This window comes from Pseudomonas sp. 2FE (assembly GCF_005503735.1).
Lineage (GTDB): Bacteria > Pseudomonadota > Gammaproteobacteria > Pseudomonadales > Pseudomonadaceae > Aquipseudomonas.
On the sequence record NZ_SCMO01000001.1, the window covers coordinates 881447 to 900253 of the forward strand.

Here is an 18807-nt window from a genome sequence, read left to right on the forward strand (position 1 = left end):
CGCTAAACCACGTGTTTGTAGCCGTGTTTTATGCATGTGGATTCCTGACTTATTAAGCATCGAGGAAACAGTCATGGCCAACTTCATCAAGTCCGATCTCGAGTTCATTCTTCAGCAAATCTTCATCGCCGAAGCCGACGCTGACCCGGACGGCCCAAGCCTTTCTGATCTGCTGCCGAACTCATTCGTGCCTTTCGGCCTGCGCACGGTTGACGGATCGTTTAACAACATATTTCCGGGGCAGAGCTTGTTCGGTGCAGCCGACACGCTGTTTCCGCGCCTGACCACCCCGGTGTTCCGCTCGGCGGAGAATGTGTCGATTGATTTGGACGGGCCTGGGGGGCAGGCAGTGGGGGACTCAACCTCCTACACACAGACCAGCGGCTTCGTGTTCGACTCGCAGCCGCGCACGATCAGCAACCTGGTCGTCGATCAGACCATCACTAACCCGTCGGCGGTGCAGGCTTTCGTCGATGCGGGGCAAGGCATCCTGGCTGATGGCACTCAAGTGAACCCTGCTACTGGACTTGCTTTCGCTGTCGGCACTCTTCTCGACCTCAGCGGTGCCGCCATCCCTGCCGGCCAGACTCTGTTCATCCCCAACACTGCGCCGGACGCGGGCCTGTCGGCGCCGTTCAACGGCTGGTTCACCTTCTTCGGCCAGTTCTTCGACCACGGCCTCGATCTGGTGACCAAGGGCGGCAGCGGCACGATATTCATCCCGCTGCAGCCGGATGATCCGCTCTTCGTTGCAGGCAGCCCGACCAACTTCATGGTGCTGACGCGGGCCACCAATCAACCCGGTCCGGACGGCGTTCTGGGCACCGCCGACGACATCCACGAGCACACCAATACCACCACGCCGTTCGTCGATCAGAACCAGACCTACAGCTCGCATCCCTCGCACCAGGTGTTCCTGCGTGCCTACGAGTTTAACGCCGCCGGTGACCCGGTTGCGACCGGCAAGCTGATCGTCAATCGTATCCTCGGCGATGGCATCTTCGGTAACGCGGACGACGTTGTCACGGGTCCGGGTACGGGCGGCATGGCCACCTGGGCCGTTGTGAAAGCGCAGGCGCGCGACATCCTTGGCATCAACCTGACCGATGCCGATTTCAACAACGTGCCGCTGCTCGCGACCGACGCCTATGGCAACTTCATTCCCGGCGCGAATGGCTTCGTGCAGGTGGTGATACGCACCGGTAACGGCGTTGACGGGATCGCGGGAACCGCGGACGACACAACTATCTGCGTCGAGGGCAATCCGCTGGCGCCGGTCGATCTGACCAACGCCGTGCGCACAGGTCATGCCTTCCTCAATGACATCGCGCATGCGGCGGTACCTGTCTTCGTCAACGGTGTTTTGGCGCCGGACGGCGACACCGCGGTCGGCTTGTCCCAGGCTGGCACCTACGACAACGAGCTGCTCGACGCGCACTTCATCGCCGGCGACGGCCGCGTCAATGAGAACATCGGCCTGACCGCCGTCCACCACGTGTTCCACTCCGAGCACAACCGGCTGGTCGATCATACGAAGGATGTAATCCTGCAGTCGGGCGACCTCGCGTTCCTGAGCAATTGGCTCGTTCCCGGCACCGCGCCGCTGACCTTCCCGGTCTTGCCCGCAGACATCGCCGCCCTCGTATGGGATGGCGAGCGCCTGTTCCAGGCAGCGAAATTCGGCACCGAGATGCAGTACCAGCACCTGGTGTTCGAAGAATTCGCCCGCAAAGTCCAGCCGATGGTCGATGCCTTCCTGGCCCCAGAAGGGTTCGATGCGACGATCGATCCATCGATCGTCGCCGAGTTCGCGCATACGGTCTATCGTTTCGGCCACACGATGCTGACCGAGACGGTCGACCGCCTCGACCCCAACTTCGCCTCGAGCGAGATGGGCCTGATCGAGGCCTTCCTCAACCCACTCGCGTTCAATCAGCTCGGCGGCGTAACCGTCAGTGCTGAAGCGGCAGCCGGCGCCATCGTGCGCGGCATGACCCGCCAGGCCGGCAACGAGATCGATGAGTTCGTCACCGAGGCGCTGCGCAACAACCTCCTGGGTCTGCCGCTCGACCTTCCCACCATCAATATCACGCGTGGCCGCGATACCGGCATTCCGTCCTTGAACGCGGCGCGCCGTGAATTCTATGAAATGACCAGCGACAGCCAGCTCAAACCTTACACCAGCTGGCTCGACCTCACGCAACACCTGAAGCACGAGCTGTCGGTCGTCAACTTCATCGCCGCCTATGGCACGCACGGGACCATCACCGGCGCGACGACGCTGGCGGCCAAGCGCGCGGCGGCCATGGAACTCGTCTTCGGCATCGATGAGAACGGAGATGGAATCGTAGCGGCGGATCGTCTCGACTTCCTCAACAGCACCGGTGCCTGGGCGAGCAATCTGCCTGCCGATCCGCTTCGTCCCAAGGACTTGGACGGTGTCACGACCACCGGTCTCGGCACCATCGACTTCTGGGTTGGCGGCCTGGCCGAGGAACAGATGCCCTTCGGTGGCATGCTCGGTTCGACCTTCAACTTTGTGTTCGAGACGCAGATGGAGTCGCTGCAAAACGGCGACCGCTTCTACTATCTGTCTCGTCTGGCGGGGCTGAACTTCCTTAACGAGATGGAGAACAACTCGTTCGCCAAGCTGGTGATGCTCAACACCGACGCGACGCACCTGCCGGCCGATATCTTCTCGACGCCGGGCTTTATCCTCGAGGTCGACCCGACCAAGCAGTTCACCGGTCTGAATGAACCCGGTGTGGACCTAACTCAGGGCACCCTCGACGATGTTGTCGGCGCGGACGGCATTGCCGGCAATTCCGACCCGCTCGGCGGCAGCGCCCTCATTCCGTTGGTGATTCGCGACAACCCCGCCACCGCGGGCCTCGACACCAACTACCTGCGCTACACCGGCGTAGACCATGTGGTCCTCGGGGGTACCGCCGGTGATGACATAATCATCGCCAGCATCGGTGACGACACGCTTTGGGGCGACGCCGGCAACGACAGGCTCGAAGGTGGCGACGGCAACGACAACATCGAAGGCGGCGACGGCGACGACATCATCACGGACTGGGGTGGCGACGACATCCTCAAGGGCAACGCCGGCGACGACGTCATCCACGGCGGCAATGGCTTCAACCTGATCCTCGGCGGCGACGGCAGCGACTTCATCATCACCGGCGAGGACGTTTCCGAGACCTTCGGCGGCCAGGGCAACGACTTCATCCTCGGCGCGCAAATGAACTTGCCAACCTTCGGCAACGAAGGCGACGACTGGATCGAGATCGGCACCTCGGACGGCGCCGGCGGTGACAATTTCGACCCGCAAGAGGCGGGCACGGTGATCGGCCACGACGTCTTCATCACCGGCGGCGGCTTCGACGAAGTCGACGGCGAGGGCGGCGTCGACATCACGGTCTTCTCCGACGGCGAGGACCATTTCGGCGGCGGCGGCGGTTTCGACTGGGCCAGCTATGCCGCCGATCGGCTCGGCGTAACTGCAGACCTGCTGGTCAACGACTTCGTCGAACCGCCGGTGGCGGCGTCGAACCAGGGCATCCTCGATCGCTTCGCCCAGGTGGAAGGCCTGACGGGATCGGCATTCGGCGACGTGCTGCGCGGCGATGATGCCGACGCGGCCGAGATCAGCGTCGTCGGCCCGCAGAACAGCGCAATCAGCAATGCCGACATCGACGTCATTAGCGGCCTGCGGGAGTTCCTCGGCACCGCTTTTGCGGGCCCGGACGGCATACTGCTTGACAACCCTGCGACGGCCGTTGATGAGTCCGCCGACAACCAGTTCGGCGCCGGCAACATCATCCTCGGTGGCGGCGGCAGCGACATCATCGAGGGCCGCGGCGGCAACGACCTGATCGACGGCGACCGCTGGTTGAACGTGCGTGTTAGCGTGCGCGACGCGAACGACCCCAATTTGGAGATCCGCAGCGTCAATAGCCTGACCGAACTCGTGCCAGACATGCTCGCGGGCACCATCAAACCCAGTCAGCTCCGCATCGTCCGTGAGATTCTGACGGCGATTCCTGACCCCCTTGTCCCAGATGACTCCTCCTTCGATACGGCGATGTTCTCCGGCAACCGGGCGGCCTACACCATCGCCGTCAACGGGATCGAAGTTCTCACTGGGCCGATCACTATCGGCGCCACTGACATCGTCACCGTCACGCACAACGTCCTCAACGCAAATGGAACCATCGCGGCAGTCGGCGCCGGCATCGACGGCATAGACCGCCTCACCAATGTCGAGCGGCTGCAGTTCGCTGATCAGGCGTTCGTCCTGGCAGCCGGCAACAACGAGCCTGTGGGCGCGCTGACCATCAGCCAGGCCGCAGGCGTGTTGACCGCGTCGGCGGATGGCGTCACGGACGCGGACAATATTGTTCCCCTGAGCAATCCAACAGGAACGATCACCGGGAGACCGGTCGGCTTCGTCTGGCAGGTCGAGTTGGTCCCCACCTCGGGCGTCTTCACGGACATAGTGGCCCTCGGCGGCGGCAACCCCGCGACCGCGCACGGCAATACCTTCCGCGTCACGTCCGACCTCGATGGCCTGTTGGTGCGCGCCAGAATCGTCTACGAGGACGCCCATGGCGTGCTGGAGAACGTGTTCTCTGCGTCCACCGCGGCGATCTTCGTCGCCCCTCCGGTCGCACCCCCCATTCCGGCCGAGAGTCCAACCACCAGCCCTGGCAACGGCATCCATCTGATCCGAGCAGACCTGCAATTCATTCTCGACCAGATATTGTTCGCGGAAAGCCGTCCGGACGGTAATGTCCTCGACGTTATCTCGAACTCACGCCTGCCTTTCGGCCTGCGCACGGTCGACGGCACGTTCAACAACCTGGTCCGGGGCCAGACCGACTTCGGCGCCTCGGACCAGAACTTCCCGCTGCTGTTGGATCAGCAGTTCCGCAATGACCTGGACGGCGACACGTTCGGGCCGGTGATCAACACCAACTACGCCAGCACCATCAGCGTCGCCGATGCCGATCCGCGCATCATCTCCAACCTGATAGTCGACCAGACCATCACCAATCCGGTCGCCGTGCAGGCTTACGTCGATGCAGGCTTTGGCATCCTGGTCGCCGGGGTTCTGCATGACCTGAACGCCGACGGGACCACCGGGGCTGCCGTACCAGCAGGCGTGACCCTGACCCTCCCCAACACGGCGCCGGACGAGGGCCTGTCCGCGAGCTTCAACACCTGGTTCACGTTCTTCGGCCAGTTCTTCGACCACGGCCTCGATCTGGTCGACAAGGGCGGCAGCGGCACGGTCTTCATGCCGCTGCAGCCGGATGATCCGCTGTTCGTTGCGGGCAGTCCGACCAACTTCATGGTGCTGACACGCGCCACCAACAGCGCCGTGAGCCCCGGCGTCGATGGCGTCCTCGGCACGGCCGACGACGTCCACTTCCACAACAACGAGACGACTCCGTTCGTCGACCAGAACCAGACCTACACCTCGCATGCCTCGCACCAGGTGTTCCTGCGCGAGTACGCGACCGATGCGCTCGGTCGCACAGTCGCCACCGGCCGGCTGATCGATGGCGTCAACGGTGGCATCGGCAACTGGGCCGAGGTCAAGGCCCAGGCCGCGGATCTGCTCGGCATCCAGCTGAGCGATTTCGACATCCACGACGTGCCGCTGCTGGCCACCGACGCCTACGGCAGATTCATCCCCGGCCCGAACGGCTTTGCCCAGTTCGTGGTGCCTGGAGCGCCAGGAGGTCTCGTCGAGGCTAACCCGGCGGACAACGGCGGCTTGGGCACCCTGGTGCCTGCCAACGCGCTCCGCTCTGGCCACGCCTTCCTCAATGACATCGCGCACAACGCCGTGCCAGGAACAGTTTTCGATACAGATGGCGATCCGGCCACGCCGGGCACCAGCGTCGTTCAAGCGGACGCCGATAGCATCGCGGGCAACACGATCGCGATCGACTTTGCCGGCCGCAAGGTCGCGTATGACGACGAGCTGCTCGATGCGCACTTAATCACCGGCGACGGCCGCGGCAACGAGAACATCGGCCTGACCGCGGTCCACTTCGTGTTCCACGCCGAGCACAACCGCCTGGTCCAACACATCCAGGACGTGGTCCTCGCCAGCAATGATCCGGCGTTTATCGCGCAGTGGCAGATCTCCCCCGGAGTGTGGAACGGCGAGCGCCTGTTCCAGGCCGCCCGCTTCGGCACCGAGATGCAGTATCAGCACCTGGTGTTCGAGGAGTTCGCGCGCAAGGTCCAGCCGCAGGTCGACGTATTCCTGGCTGAAGGCCAGGGCTACGATTCGACGATCAATCCGGCGATCGTCGCCGAGTTCGCGCACGTCGTGTATCGCTTCGGCCACTCGTTGCTGCCTGACACCATCGATCGCTTCGACGCGGACTTCAGCCTGGTCGGCGCGGATACCGCGCAGATCGGTCTGATCGAGGCCTTCCTCAATCCGCTCGAGTTCACCGCCAGCGGCGCGACGCCCGGGGACGCAGCCGGCGCCATCATTCGTGGCGTCACCCGCCAGATCGGCAACGAGATCGACGAGTTCGTCACCGATGCGGTGCGCAACAACTTGCTCGGCCTGCCGCTCGATCTGCCGGCGATCAACCTGGCGCGCGGCCGCGATACCGGGGTGCCGGCACTCAACCAGGCGCGGGCCCAGTTCTACACCTGGACCGGCGACAGCCAGCTCAAGCCGTACGAGAGCTGGGCCGATTTTGCCGGCCACCTGAAGCACGAAGCCTCGCTCGTCAACTTCATCGCCGCCTACGGCACGCATGATTCGGTCACGCTTGCGACGACGACTCTTGCCAAGCGCGCGGCCGCCTACGCCCTGGTTTACGGGGACGGTGGTATGGATGGAGACGTGCTCACGCTCGCAGACAATCCGACCGTGCCTGTGCCGGCCGACCGTCTCGACTTCCTGAACGCGACCGGTGCCTTCGCGCCGGATGGCGTAGGCCCGAACGAAGACAGCCGTGGCGGCCTCAACAACGTCGACCTCTGGATCGGCGGCCTCGCCGAGAAGCAGATGCCGTTCGGCGGCCTGCTCGGCTCGACCTTCAATTACGTGTTCGAAAACCAGATGGAGAAGCTGCAGAACGGCGACCGCTTCTACTACCTGGAGCGCACCGCGGGGCTGAACTTCCTCACCGAGCTGGAGAACAACTCGTTCGCCAAGCTGATCATGGCCAACACCAACACGACGCACCTGCCGGGCGACGTGTTCTCGACGCCAGGCTTTACCCTCGAGGTCGATCAGGCGTCGCAGTTCACCGGACTGGGCCTTGACGGCCGTGCCGATCCCGTCGCCCTCGGCGCTCTGACGCCGCTGGTGAGCCGCGCCCCGGGCTTCCTCCAATACACCGGCGACCAACATGTCGTCCTCGGCGGCACTGCGGGGAATGACACCATCATCTCCAGCGAGGGCGATGACACGCTCTATGGCGACGCTGGCAACGACAGGCTCGAGGGCGGCTACGGCAACGATATGATCCTCGGCGGTGCCGGCGACGACATCATCACCGACCTGGGCGGCGACGATAACCTGCAGGGCGGCGACGGCAACGACGCCATCCAAGGCGGCAACGGCGTCAACCTGATCCTCGGTGGCTTCGGCAACGATTTCATCGTCACCGGCGAGGACGAGTCGGAGGCCTTCGGCGGCACCGGCAACGACTTCATCTTCGGCGTTAAACCGGTCGAAATGCTGTTCGGCAACGAAGGCGACGACTGGATCGAGCACGGCATGGCCGATGGCAGTGCCGGCGAGAACTTCGACACCCGCGGGCTGGACTCGATTATCGGTAACGACGTCTTCATCGGCGACACTGTGGCCGACAGGATGCTGGGTGAAGGCGGCGACGACATCATGGTCGGCAACGGTGGTCAGGTGGATCGTTACATGGGCAGCTCCGGTTTCGACTGGGCCGTCTTTAAGGACGCGCCAGCCGGCGCGAGCGTCGACCTGCGCCTGCGCGCCTTCGATGAAACGCCGGTGCCGCTGTCACCCGCATCGATCCTTGCTCGGTACGAGTCGGTGGAAGGTCTGTCGGGATCGGCGTTCAGCGATATCCTGCAGGGCGATGATGCCGATGCGGCCGCGATCGCCGCCTCCGGCTTCACGGGGAGCGTGCTGACCAATATGGGCCTGATCAATGGTCTGCAGGCGTTCCTCGACGGCGCCATTGGGGATGGCGTTACCCCTGTGACCTCGTTCAGCGCGGGCAATATCATCCTGGGCGGCAACGGCAGCGACATCATCCAAGGCAATGGCGGTGACGACCTGATCGACGGCGACAGCTGGCTGAATGTGCGCATCAGCGTACGCACCAACCCGGACGATCCTCTCACGGAGTTCCGCAGTGCCAACAGCATGACCGAACTCCAGGCGGACATCTTCGCGGGGACCATCAACCCCGGCCAGCTCGTCATCGTCCGTGAGATCCTGCCTGGGAGTGTCGGCTTTAACTTCGACACCGCCGGGTACGCCGGTCTGTTAGCGGACTACACCGTCATTGAAAACCTCGACGGCAGCATTACAGTCGTACACCTGCCAGACCCAGTCACCGGTGTTGCCACCGGCATTGACGGCACCGACCGTCTCATCAATATCGAGCGGCTGCAGTTCAACGATCAGTCGATGGTTCTCGTCGCCGGCTTGAACGCCGAGCCGCTGGGCTTGGTGACGATCAACGATGCTACACCGGAAGTCGGCTCGCTACTGGCGGCGTCGGTGGCCGGGGTGAGCGATGCGGACAACCCGGGTATCGGCATTATCACTGGGGCTGTGAGCTATCAGTGGCAGGCCGATGTGCGCGGCGACGGCGTCTTTGAAGACATAATCGTGGCGACGGGGCTAGGCGATGAACGCGCAAACGGCCCAACCTTCAGGGTGACGGCGGATCTCGTCAATTTAGTGCTGCGCGTCAAAGCCATCTACCAGGACGCCCACGGCGTGCTGGAGACCGTGTTCTCGGCACCGACCGCTGCGACTGCGGCCGTCTCGGTCCAAGACGCACCGGTTGGCACCATGCTGATCAGCGACACGACGCCCCTTACCGGTCGGCAGTTGACCGCCATCCGCGCGTTCACCGATCCCGACGGCCCGGCCAACCCGGTACTCGCGTATCGGTGGCAAGCAAGCGCCGACGGCGTCACCTTCGCCAATATCGCCGGCGCTACCACCGCGACCTTCACGCCGACCCTGGCGCAGATCGGCCAGCAGCTGCGCGTCGTCGTCACCTACACCGACGACCTCGGCACGCTGGAGACAGTGACCTCGGCGCCAACTGAGCTGGTGGGAGCTCTCATCATCGGCACTGCAGGAGACGATGTGCTTAACGGCACAGCGTTCGACGACGAGATCCAGGGCTTGGGCGGTAATGACACCCTGAACGGCTTGGCCGGCAATGACATCCTGAGTGGTGGCGCGGGCGATGACGTGCTCAATGGTGGTGCAGGGAGCGACACTATGGCCGGTGGGGCGGGCAACGATACCTATGAAGTCAGCGAGCTTGGAGACGTTGTAACCGAGCTAGTTGATGAGGGTACCGACCTGGTACGGACCACGCTGGCAAGCTACACGCTGGGTGCCAACGTCGAGAACCTCACATATGTCGGTGTCGGGGCATTCGCTGGCACCGGCAATGTGCTGGCTAACGTGATAACCGGTGGGATCGGCAATGACAGCCTCAGGGGCGGCGTCGGTAACGACACGCTCAACGGTGGTGCCGGCAACGATACGCTCTTTGGTGATGCCGGGAACGATGCGATGGCTGGAGGTACCGGTAACGATATCTATGTTGCCAGCAGTCCCCTGGACACTGTGACCGAGCAACTCAACGAAGGAACCGATGAGGTGCAAACCACCATGGCGAGCTACACGCTGGGAGCCAACGTCGAGAACCTCAGGTTTTTCGGCTCTGTCGCATTCACTGGCACCGGCAACGCGCTGGATAACACGATCACCGGGAGTGTCGGCAATGACATCCTCAGAGGCGTTGCCGGCAACGATGCTCTGAACGGTGGTGCCGGCAACGATATCCTCGATGGTGGCGCGGGGAATGATGCAATGACTGGCGGTACCGGTAACGATATCTATGTTGCCAGCAGTCCCCTGGACAGTGTGACCGAGGGGCTCAATGCAGGAACCGATGAGGTTCAAACCACCATGGCGAGCTACACGCTGGGAGCCAACGTTGAGAACCTCAGGTTCTTCGGCGCCGTCGCGTTCACTGGTACCGGCAATGCGCTGAATAACGTGATCACAGGGAATGTCGGCAGCGACACGCTCAACGGCGTTGCCGGCAACGACATGCTCAACGGTGGTGCTGGCAACGACACGCTCAACGGTGGTGACGGCAACGACACACTCCTTGGTGATGCCGGAAACGATGCTATGGCTGGCGGTACCGGTAACGATATTTATGTTGCCAGCAGTCTCCTGGACACTGTGACCGAGCAACTCAACGAAGGAACCGATGAGGTGCAAACCACCATGGCGAGCTACACGCTGGGAGCCAACGTCGAGAACCTCAGGTTTTTCGGCTCTGTCGCATTCACTGGCACCGGCAACGCGCTGGATAACACGATCACAGGGAGTACCGGCAACGACACCCTCACCGGCGCGGCTGGCAATGACCTGCTTATCGGCGGCCTCGGCAACGATGCTTTCGTCTTTGCCGCGGGTTTCGGCAACGACTCGATCCAGGGCTTTGACGTCGATCCTGCCGGAGGGCAGGACTTGCTCAACATCGCAGCGCTCGGAGTCACCGCGGCGAACTTTGCCGCTAACGTAACCATCGCCGATGTCGGCGCGGACACCTTGGTGACGATCGGCGTGGGCTCAATCCGCCTGGTTGGTATCGCCGACGCGACCACCGTGACCCAAACCGACTTCAACCTGGCATGAGGAGGCCTTCAAAGCGGAGCAAGGCATAAACTTTTGCGGTGTGGGGCGACTAGTCGCTCTACACCGCATTTTTAATCCGCCAATGGCTAGCGGAGGAGGGTGATGAGCCTGGGAGTACCGTTGAACCAGCCTAAATAGGTCATTGGTTCTGGCCGCAAAGTATGTAGGGGCGATTCAAACTACGGGAACCGGAGGACTTGATTCTCAGTCTGGGGTGAACAAATCAGCGAGACTTATTGTCTCAACTCTTTGGGCACATGGGATGTACCTTCTGCTACCCCGTCACAAGACTGGTAGCGCGCTCATGGAGGGGGTATTGAGACGTGATCGCATGACATGCGATATGCCATTGTTCAGATGGAACCTACCCGACGTATGCCTGATCGACCTCAGCAACACCCTTATGACGATGAGATTGATCTGGTCGAACTGCTTCGATCACTGCTCAGGCATAAATATCTGATTTTAGCGGTGGCCGGCCTGGTCACCTTGATGGCTGTTGCTTATGCCTTCCTGGCCACCCCCTACTACCAGGCTCAGAGCGTGCTTCGCCCGGTGGATCTGGGTAGCCTCGATGAGTTGAATGGCACGGGGGTCTATGCACTAACCCCGACCGAGGCGCTGAGCCGCGTTGCGGCGGGGCTCTCATCCTACGAAAACCGCCTCGCTTTTTTTCGTGACCACCAAGAGCTATTCACCGGGCTGATCCAGCCTGGGCGCTCCCTGGAGCAAGTATTCGAAGAGTTCAACCGGTCGGCTTTCACTATGTTGCAGGCAGACCCCAAAAAGCCCAATAACCTGAGTGAGTTTGTCGGTGTTTCGTTGACGTACCCCAAAGAAGTGGATGGAGTGGCGGTGGTCAATGGCTTGGTCACCTATGTACTGAAGGCTGAGCGGGATCGAATTGCCACAGACCTGAAGGTGTTGATAGCTAACCGTTTGTTCAGTCTGGAGCAAAAGATCGCGGCGGCACGGGCCAACTACGAGGCGAGCAAACAGGCACAAATCGCCAACCTGCTCGAGCAGGATGCCTTACGGCGTGCCCAGCTGCAGGACGAGTTGCAGGCCCTGCGCGCCGAATTGAAAACGCGTCGAGAGAACCGCATTAAACGGCTCGATGAAGCGATTCAGATAGCCGAGTCGCTGGGTATTCATAAACCTACCACCCCCTCGGCCATGGCTGATGCACAGCGCCAGGGGCAGGTCGTTCGTACCGAAGTCAACAGCCGTGAAATTCCGCTCTATTTCATGGGCGTCGAAGCCTTGGGAGCCGAGCGACAGGCCTTGAGTGAGCGCCGCTCGGACGACTTCAGTGAGCCGCGGATTGCCGAGATTGAGAAGGAACTGGCGTTGCTGGTGCGTAATCGGCAGGTGGAAATTCTCGAGCAGCGGCAGAACGAGGAGCTGTACCTCAAAGATCTGGCGGAGTGGCGTCAGGAGGCGGCTCAACTCAAAGGGATCAAGTTCGATACGGCCGGGTTGCAGCTGGTCAGAGTGGATCAGTTGGCGCTTGAGCCGCTCTCGGCAGTTAAACCGAAGAAGGCGCTGATCATTAGCTTGGCTGGGGTTGCCGGCCTGATGCTCGGTGTTCTTGTGGCTTTGTTGCGCAATCTGCTGCGGCCTAGGGTGGAAGCCATTGACTCAGACGATAAATAGACCTGTAAGGTGCGCTATGCGCACCGTGGGCCTGCACAGATGGGCGCGCACTGGCACCCTACATGGCTTTTGGTAGGAGCGAGCTTGCTCGTGAAGCTCTTGTGCCGCCGCCATTCGCTACAGGTCATGCACTCTGTTTGCAGCGAGACAACTGCCCTCGAGGGAATAACGGAAGTTCATATTATTCTCGGGCCGAAACGATTGCGCTCAGATCAATAGCTGCTCGCAAGCATCGCCCGCAGGCCGTGATGGATGCCACAAGATTCCCGTCCGTCAGCCTGCGAACGCCAAGTCTTTGTCAAGACTTGTAATGTTATGTGCCGCTGGCACAATGCCGCGAAATCTCCGCTAGCGGGAAGGGTGCATAGCCCTTAACGCCACGTAGCTCCAGAGTGAGCGACAGGACAACAGCAAGATTTCAAGGATCGTTGTCCCCCTGTTAGCGAGCCAGTGCCCCCCTTTTTGAAGATGGACCTTAGTCGTGAATGCAATCTCCCCGGCTGTACAGCAGACCTTTAACGATGAAATCGATCTGGCTGCACTATTTCATTCGCTCTGGGAACAGAAGCTACTGATTGCCCTGGTGACCGTGCTGGTTGGCATGGCGGCGGCGGCGTATGCCTTCCTGGTCACCCCCGAATACCAGGTACAAAGCGTTCTGCGTCCGGCGGCGATCAAGGATCTCGATGCCTTGAATCGCACCGATGTTTATAAGCTTTCTCCGGCTCAAGCCCTAAAGCGCGTAGGAGCTGCGATGGAGTCATATGACAGCCGACAGGAGTTCTTTCGTGCCAACCAAGGCCTGTTCGAGGCCTTGCGCCAGCCCGGTCGAAGCCTTGAGCAAACCTTTGAAAGTTTCAATCAGGAAGCGTTCAAAATGCTCCAGCCCGACCCGAAGAAGACCGAAAAGCTGAGCGGCTATGTGGGCATCCAGTTGACTTACCCCAAGGATGTCAATGGCGTCGCGCTCGTCAATGGTTTGGTTGAACATGCGGTTCAGTCAGAGCGCAAGCGAATCTCTTCAGACCTGGAAACCGTGATCCAGAACCGCCTGAATCAAATCGAATTGAAAATAGCCGCGGCCCGCGCCAACTACGAGGCGAGCAAGGAAGCCAGGATTGCTACCTTGATAGAGGCGGACAGTCTCAAGCGTGCCAAGCTGCGTGATGAACTCAAGGCCTTGCGCCAGCAGTTGAAGACTCACCGAGACAACCGTATTACCCAGCTGGATGAAGCGATCCGCATCGCCAAGGCGCTGGGTATCAACAAACCCACCACCCCTTCCGCATTAGGGGAGGGGGAGCGGATGGCACAAGGCAGTGTGATCCGCACCGAGGTCAATAATCAGCAGATACCGCTCTACTTCATGGGCAGCGAAGCGCTGGAAGCCGAGCGTAATGCCTTGTTGCAACGCCGCTCCGACGATTTCACCGAGCCGCGTATCGCGCAGATAGCCAAGGAACTGCAGTTGCTGGAGCACAATCGGCAGATTGAAGTGCTCAATCAGCGCGAAAATGAAGACCTGTTCCTCAAGGGCCAGGCTATCTGGCGTGAGGAGGCCACACGCTTGCGTAACATCCAGGTTGACGTTTCCGATCTCAAGCTGGTTTCCATCGATCAGACTGCCGTGGAGCCATCGCAGCCAGTCAAGCCTAAGAAGGCGCTGATCCTGGCATTGGGCCTGGTGCTTGGCGGCATGCTGGGCTTGTTCATCGCCCTGCTGCGCAACCTTCTGCGCCGTAAATCCAGCGCTATTGCTCCGGCCTGAAAAAATATGAGTTTCCGGCCCCTTGGTTGGCGGCGGTTTCTTGGTAAACAGGCCGCACGCCCTGTAGGAGCGAGCTTACTCGCGAATGAAGGTGGTACAAGAGCTTCGCGCCTACAAAGAGCATTGCATGCTGGGGCAGTAACGTGCCTGAGCGCTGTAATTGCCCGACCGCTCAACGTTTTTGTATGGTGATATGACAGGCGCACCCTGCGGACTGGAAGTTGGACGAGTTCTTGGCCAGCATCAAAAAATAGAAACAGCCTCGGCCGCAATCAATGGACTGCGGCCGGCAGTATTCCACCAAGGTGGCCATCGTCAACGGACCAACACCATGCACTATCCCGGCATCCTGCACCGTGGAGTCAAGGACGGCGTGACCGGCTCCTGCCGTCAACTCCTGATGGATGCCCAGCACAGGCTGCTGATTGACTGCGGCCTGTTCCAGGGGGCGGAAACCTCCGCTGAAGACAAAGTTGACTCCGATCGTCTGCTCATCGAATTTTCCCAGGATATGGTCAAGGCACTGATCGTAATCCACTTGCTCATAGACCACGTCGGAGGCATACCCTACCTGTTTGTCACCGGTTTCAAGGGGGCGATTCAAAATTTTGGTATTTCTTCTAGTGCTGACAACCTTCGCAAGCATGTTTCTCTGTGTAGTGGCCGATATGCTACGTCAGCGGAAGATTGCTTGCTTCAATAAATTAAAAAGACTTAAGGAGCGTCTAATGTTCAAGAGAGTGGCTATTGGTGGGTTTTGTTTAATGCTGTTGGCGGGCTGTGATGACGCGAGCAAAATTCAGGTGGGAGAACCTACTGATAAAGGACCACAGCAAAATGCGCAGCGGCAGGCTGAAAGCACTGCTCTTTATCTGCCAGGCGGAGCTGGTATTGATTTTGGGCGGCTGCCGGTAAGCGATAAAATTTTAGAGGACAAGAGCAGTAAAATTAGAATTGTAGTGTATGAGTTTAAGGAGCTTTACGATGTAGTGGATAAATCCGTTGCCTCTGTTTTGGAGGCTAAGGAATATGCTCGAAAAGTCAATGCCCCTGGGCGTAATCAGCTAAGTGCTAGTTATCTTAAAAAAGGCGCTACTCCTGTACTTTTTCGGTATTCCTCAAGCACTCCGAAAGGGGTTGAGAGTAAGACTTTCGTTACTGTTTCTTGGCGATTTTAAGTTCACCCATGCGAATTTCAGTAATTTTTACAGCTCATTTCGCTAACTCTTGATTGGTGTTTCCACCCGGTTGTGGGGGTATTTTAGTCGCATCGGTCACGATTCGGCTTCCCCCGGTTTTTCGCTGCAGTGACTCGCCGCTCATCATGATTCAGTTGGCGGTCGAATGGTCAACCACCTCAAGGTCATGCTCGGGGATATGAAGGCACAGCGGCCATCAAGCCAAAGGCACTCCCGGGCACGCCAGCCGAAGGGTGGCTATGTCGCGATCTGGATAACGCGCGTCACGATATCCGGGCTGGCATCAGCAGCATCGGCGGCTATTCGGCCCATGCAGATCAGAAGGGGTTGGTGAATTTTGTTACGTGAACGAGCGAGTGGCCGTCAGAGGTGCGTTTGGTTTATGGTGAGGGACATGCCAAGCAAAGATGAGGTGAGTCTCGTAAGCGGCATACAGGCAGCCCCAGAAAATAGTGCAGATTCTGGCGCTCGATTGATATGACCTAGGTAACCAGCGACTCAGCAACTTTAGTATGAAGCAAATCGTTGCCAGCTGAGATCTCTAGGTAAGTGCTCTGGGAGTTTTACTGCCTGGATTTGGTTATGATTCTGATTCGCATGATTAGGAATAAAGATGCTTAAGCTCGAAGACGTGAAACTGGCCATCATCGGCCTTGGTTATGTAGGCCTACCACTTGCTGTTGAGTTCGGAAAGAAACGCGTTGTTGTGGGTTTCGATATCAATGATCAACGAATCCAGGCGCTTAAATCCGGTCATGACGCGACGCTTGAAGTCAGTGACGAAGAGTTAGCCAGTGCCAATCAGCTTCGCTATGACTCCAATGCCACCAGCCTGGCTGATTGCAATGTGTTCATCGTCACCGTGCCCACCCCGATTGACGAGCACAAGCGCCCCGACCTGACCCCGTTGGTTAAAGCTAGCGAAACCATCGGCAAAGTGCTCAAACGTGACGATATAGTCATCTTCGAATCTACCGTCTACCCCGGCGCCACCGAAGAAGACTGTGTGCCGGTGCTGGAGCGTGTGTCAGGCCTGAAGTTCAACCAGGAATTCTTCGCAGGCTATAGCCCTGAGCGCATCAACCCTGGTGACAAGGAACACCGCGTTACTACCATCAAGAAAGTCACCTCGGGCTCTACTCCAGAAGTAGCCGATTTGGTGGATGCGCTATACAAGCAGATTATTACTGCCGGCACCCATAAAGCCAGCAGCATCAAGGTGGCAGAAGCAGCCAAGGTCATCGAAAACACCCAACGGGATCTGAACATCGCCTTGATCAATGAGCTGGCGCTGATTTTTAACAAGATGGGTATCGACACCCAAGCCGTACTAGAGGCAGCTGGCACCAAGTGGAACTTCCTGCCGTTTCGCCCTGGCTTAGTGGGGGGGCATTGTATTGGTGTTGACCCCTACTATCTCACTCACAAGGCTGAAGCCATTGGCTACCACCCGGAAATTATCCTTGCCGGCCGCCGTCTGAATGACAGCATGGGTGCTTATGTCGTTTCTCAGCTTGTGAAAGCCATGCTCAAGCGCCGCATTCATGTGGATGGTGCCCGCGTGCTGGTGATGGGGTTGACCTTCAAGGAAAACTGCCCTGACCTGCGCAATACCCGTGTGATCGACATCGTTCAGGAGCTGGCTGAATACAACGTTGCAGTGGATGTCTATGACCCTTGGGTGTCAGCCGAGGAGGCGCTGCACGAATACGGCATCACCCCGGTGGCAGAGCCAAAAGTAAATACCTATGACGGCATCATCCTCGCGGTGGCCCACAAGGAGTTCGCAGCCATGGGTGCAAAGGACATTCGTGCTCTGGGCAAAGCGGAACACGTGTTATATGACCTCAAGTACGTGCTAACCGCAGATGAAGCGGACTTAAGGCTCTGATCTAACTTATTACCCCTCTCCCACCGGGAAGAGGGGTAGGGGGTAGGGATTGCTCTATTCGATGCATTAACCCCTTTACCCCCTTCGCTAGACGCTTGCTACGGAATTGCCATGACCCGCTACGAACAAATCCAGAACGAACTGCAGCAGAACCCTAAAACATGGCTGATAACCGGCGTTGCCGGCTTCATCGGCTCCAACCTGCTGGAGACCCTGCTAAAGCTCGGTCAGCAGGTTGTTGGCCTCGACAACTTTGCCACCGGCCACCAGCGCAACCTCGATGAAGTGCAATCCCTCGTCAGCGCTGAGCGATGGGCGCGTTTCAACTTTATAAAGGGTGACATCCGCGACCTCGACGACTGCCACCGCGCATGCAGTGAGGTTGACTACGTCCTTCATCAAGCGGCTCTTGGCTCCGTGCCGCGCTCGATCAATGACCCCATCACCACCAACGGCACGAATATCGACGGCTTTCTCAACATGCTCGTTGCGGCCCGCAATGCGCAAGTCAAAAGCTTTACCTACGCCGCCTCCAGTTCAACCTATGGCGACCATCCTGGCCTACCAAAAGTCGAAGACATCATCGGCAAACCGCTTTCTCCCTATGCGGTGACCAAATACGTGAACGAGTTGTATGCCGACGTATTCGCCCGCTGCTATGACTTCAAAACCATAGGCCTGCGCTACTTCAACGTTTTCGGCAAACGTCAAGATCCGGACGGCGCCTATGCTGCAGTCATCCCCAAATGGACTGCAGCGATGATCAAAGACGAAGACTTGTTCATCAACGGCGATGGTGAAACCAGTCGCGATTTCTGTTTCATTGAGAACGCTGTACAAGCCAACCTGCTTGCGGCCACTGCGGCTGACGAAGCGCGTAACCAGGTCTATAACGTCGCAGTCAGCGGTCGGACTAGCCTTAATATGTTGTTTGCTTCCTTGAAAGAAACCCTGGCTGCCAATGGCCTGCGCTACAACAAGGATGCGATCTACCGTGACTTTCGCGAGGGCGATGTGCGCCACTCTCAAGCCGACATCAGTAAAGCAAGAGAGAAGTTGGGTTACAATCCGGCGTTCGATATCGAGGCGGGCTTGAGAAAGGCTATGCCGTGGTATTTTCAGTTCTTGAAATAAGAATCAGTGAAGCTTTCGATGTAGGTGCCCGCCAGCGGATGCGCCTACTTTTTGTTCTGCCTGGATAGACGTGAAAATTCGGAGTAGGCAAATGGCTTTGTGAGTAAGCTTTTATCCTGGCGGCGCATAGGAAACTTTGGTTAGATGTAAGGCAGCGAGAGTGATCTTGAAGAGAGCGCTGCAATGATCGATTCGAATAAATACTCGCGATACTTGGTTAAGTGGGCAG

Annotated in this window: 7 protein-coding genes and 1 pseudogene; 7 read left to right on the forward strand and 1 reads right to left on the reverse strand. The window is 59.2% G+C overall.

All coding sequences use genetic code 11. From position 1 onward, the window contains the following. Positions 1-73: 73 nt before the first annotated feature. The 3 genes from FFS12_RS04175 to FFS12_RS04185 all read left to right on the forward strand — a co-directional run bounded on the left by FFS12_RS04175 (position 74) and on the right by FFS12_RS04185 (position 14354). Complete coding sequence (locus tag FFS12_RS04175; RefSeq protein ID WP_137885651.1) at positions 74-10930, forward strand: peroxidase family protein; 10857 nt, start codon at positions 74-76, stop codon at positions 10928-10930. Positions 10931-11305: 375 nt separating this feature from the next. Then, positions 11306-12586, forward strand: coding sequence for a Wzz/FepE/Etk N-terminal domain-containing protein (locus tag FFS12_RS04180; protein WP_137885838.1), 1281 nt, complete (start codon positions 11306-11308; stop codon positions 12584-12586). Positions 12587-13067: 481 nt separating this feature from the next. Beyond that, positions 13068-14354, forward strand: a complete 1287-nt coding sequence (locus FFS12_RS04185) for a Wzz/FepE/Etk N-terminal domain-containing protein (protein ID WP_137885652.1) — start codon at positions 13068-13070, stop codon at positions 14352-14354. A 172-nt stretch (positions 14355-14526) separates the two neighbouring features. Here the strand turns inward: FFS12_RS04185 and FFS12_RS20355 are convergent, their stop codons facing one another. Beyond that, positions 14527-15000, reverse strand: a complete 474-nt coding sequence (locus FFS12_RS20355; protein WP_137885653.1) for a hypothetical protein — start codon at positions 14998-15000, stop codon at positions 14527-14529. A gap of 82 nt (positions 15001-15082) precedes the next feature. Between FFS12_RS20355 and FFS12_RS04195 the strand changes: the two genes are divergently transcribed. From FFS12_RS04195 to FFS12_RS04210, 4 genes and pseudogenes are all read left to right on the forward strand, one after another. Next, a complete protein-coding gene (locus FFS12_RS04195; RefSeq protein ID WP_137885654.1) occupies positions 15083-15532 on the forward strand; it encodes a hypothetical protein in 450 nt (149 codons plus the stop codon). 157 nt (positions 15533-15689) lie between these two features. Further along, positions 15690-15961 (forward strand): annotated as a pseudogene (locus FFS12_RS20430) (MBL fold metallo-hydrolase RNA specificity domain-containing protein); the annotation flags it as partial. Positions 15962-16166: 205 nt separating this feature from the next. Then, the gene (gene tviB / locus FFS12_RS04205; RefSeq protein ID WP_137885655.1) at positions 16167-17444 is read left to right on the forward strand and encodes a Vi polysaccharide biosynthesis UDP-N-acetylglucosamine C-6 dehydrogenase TviB; all 1278 of its coding nucleotides are present in this window, start codon (positions 16167-16169) and stop codon (positions 17442-17444) included. 111 nt (positions 17445-17555) lie between these two features. After that, the gene (locus FFS12_RS04210; RefSeq protein WP_137885656.1) at positions 17556-18578 is read left to right on the forward strand and encodes an NAD-dependent epimerase/dehydratase family protein; all 1023 of its coding nucleotides are present in this window, start codon (positions 17556-17558) and stop codon (positions 18576-18578) included. Positions 18579-18807: the final 229 nt, after the last annotated feature.

Coding starts and splice junctions, on each gene's coding strand:
- FFS12_RS04195 (WP_137885654.1), top strand. CDS start 15,083: ATGTTCAAGAGAGTGGCTATTGGTGGGTTTTGTTTAATGCTGTTGGCG.
- FFS12_RS04175 (WP_137885651.1), top strand. CDS start 74: ATGGCCAACTTCATCAAGTCCGATCTCGAGTTCATTCTTCAGCAAATC.
- FFS12_RS04180 (WP_137885838.1), top strand. CDS start 11,306: ATGCCTGATCGACCTCAGCAACACCCTTATGACGATGAGATTGATCTG.
- FFS12_RS20355 (WP_137885653.1), bottom strand. CDS start 15,000: ATGCTTGCGAAGGTTGTCAGCACTAGAAGAAATACCAAAATTTTGAAT.
- tviB (WP_137885655.1), top strand. CDS start 16,167: ATGCTTAAGCTCGAAGACGTGAAACTGGCCATCATCGGCCTTGGTTAT.
- FFS12_RS04210 (WP_137885656.1), top strand. CDS start 17,556: ATGACCCGCTACGAACAAATCCAGAACGAACTGCAGCAGAACCCTAAA.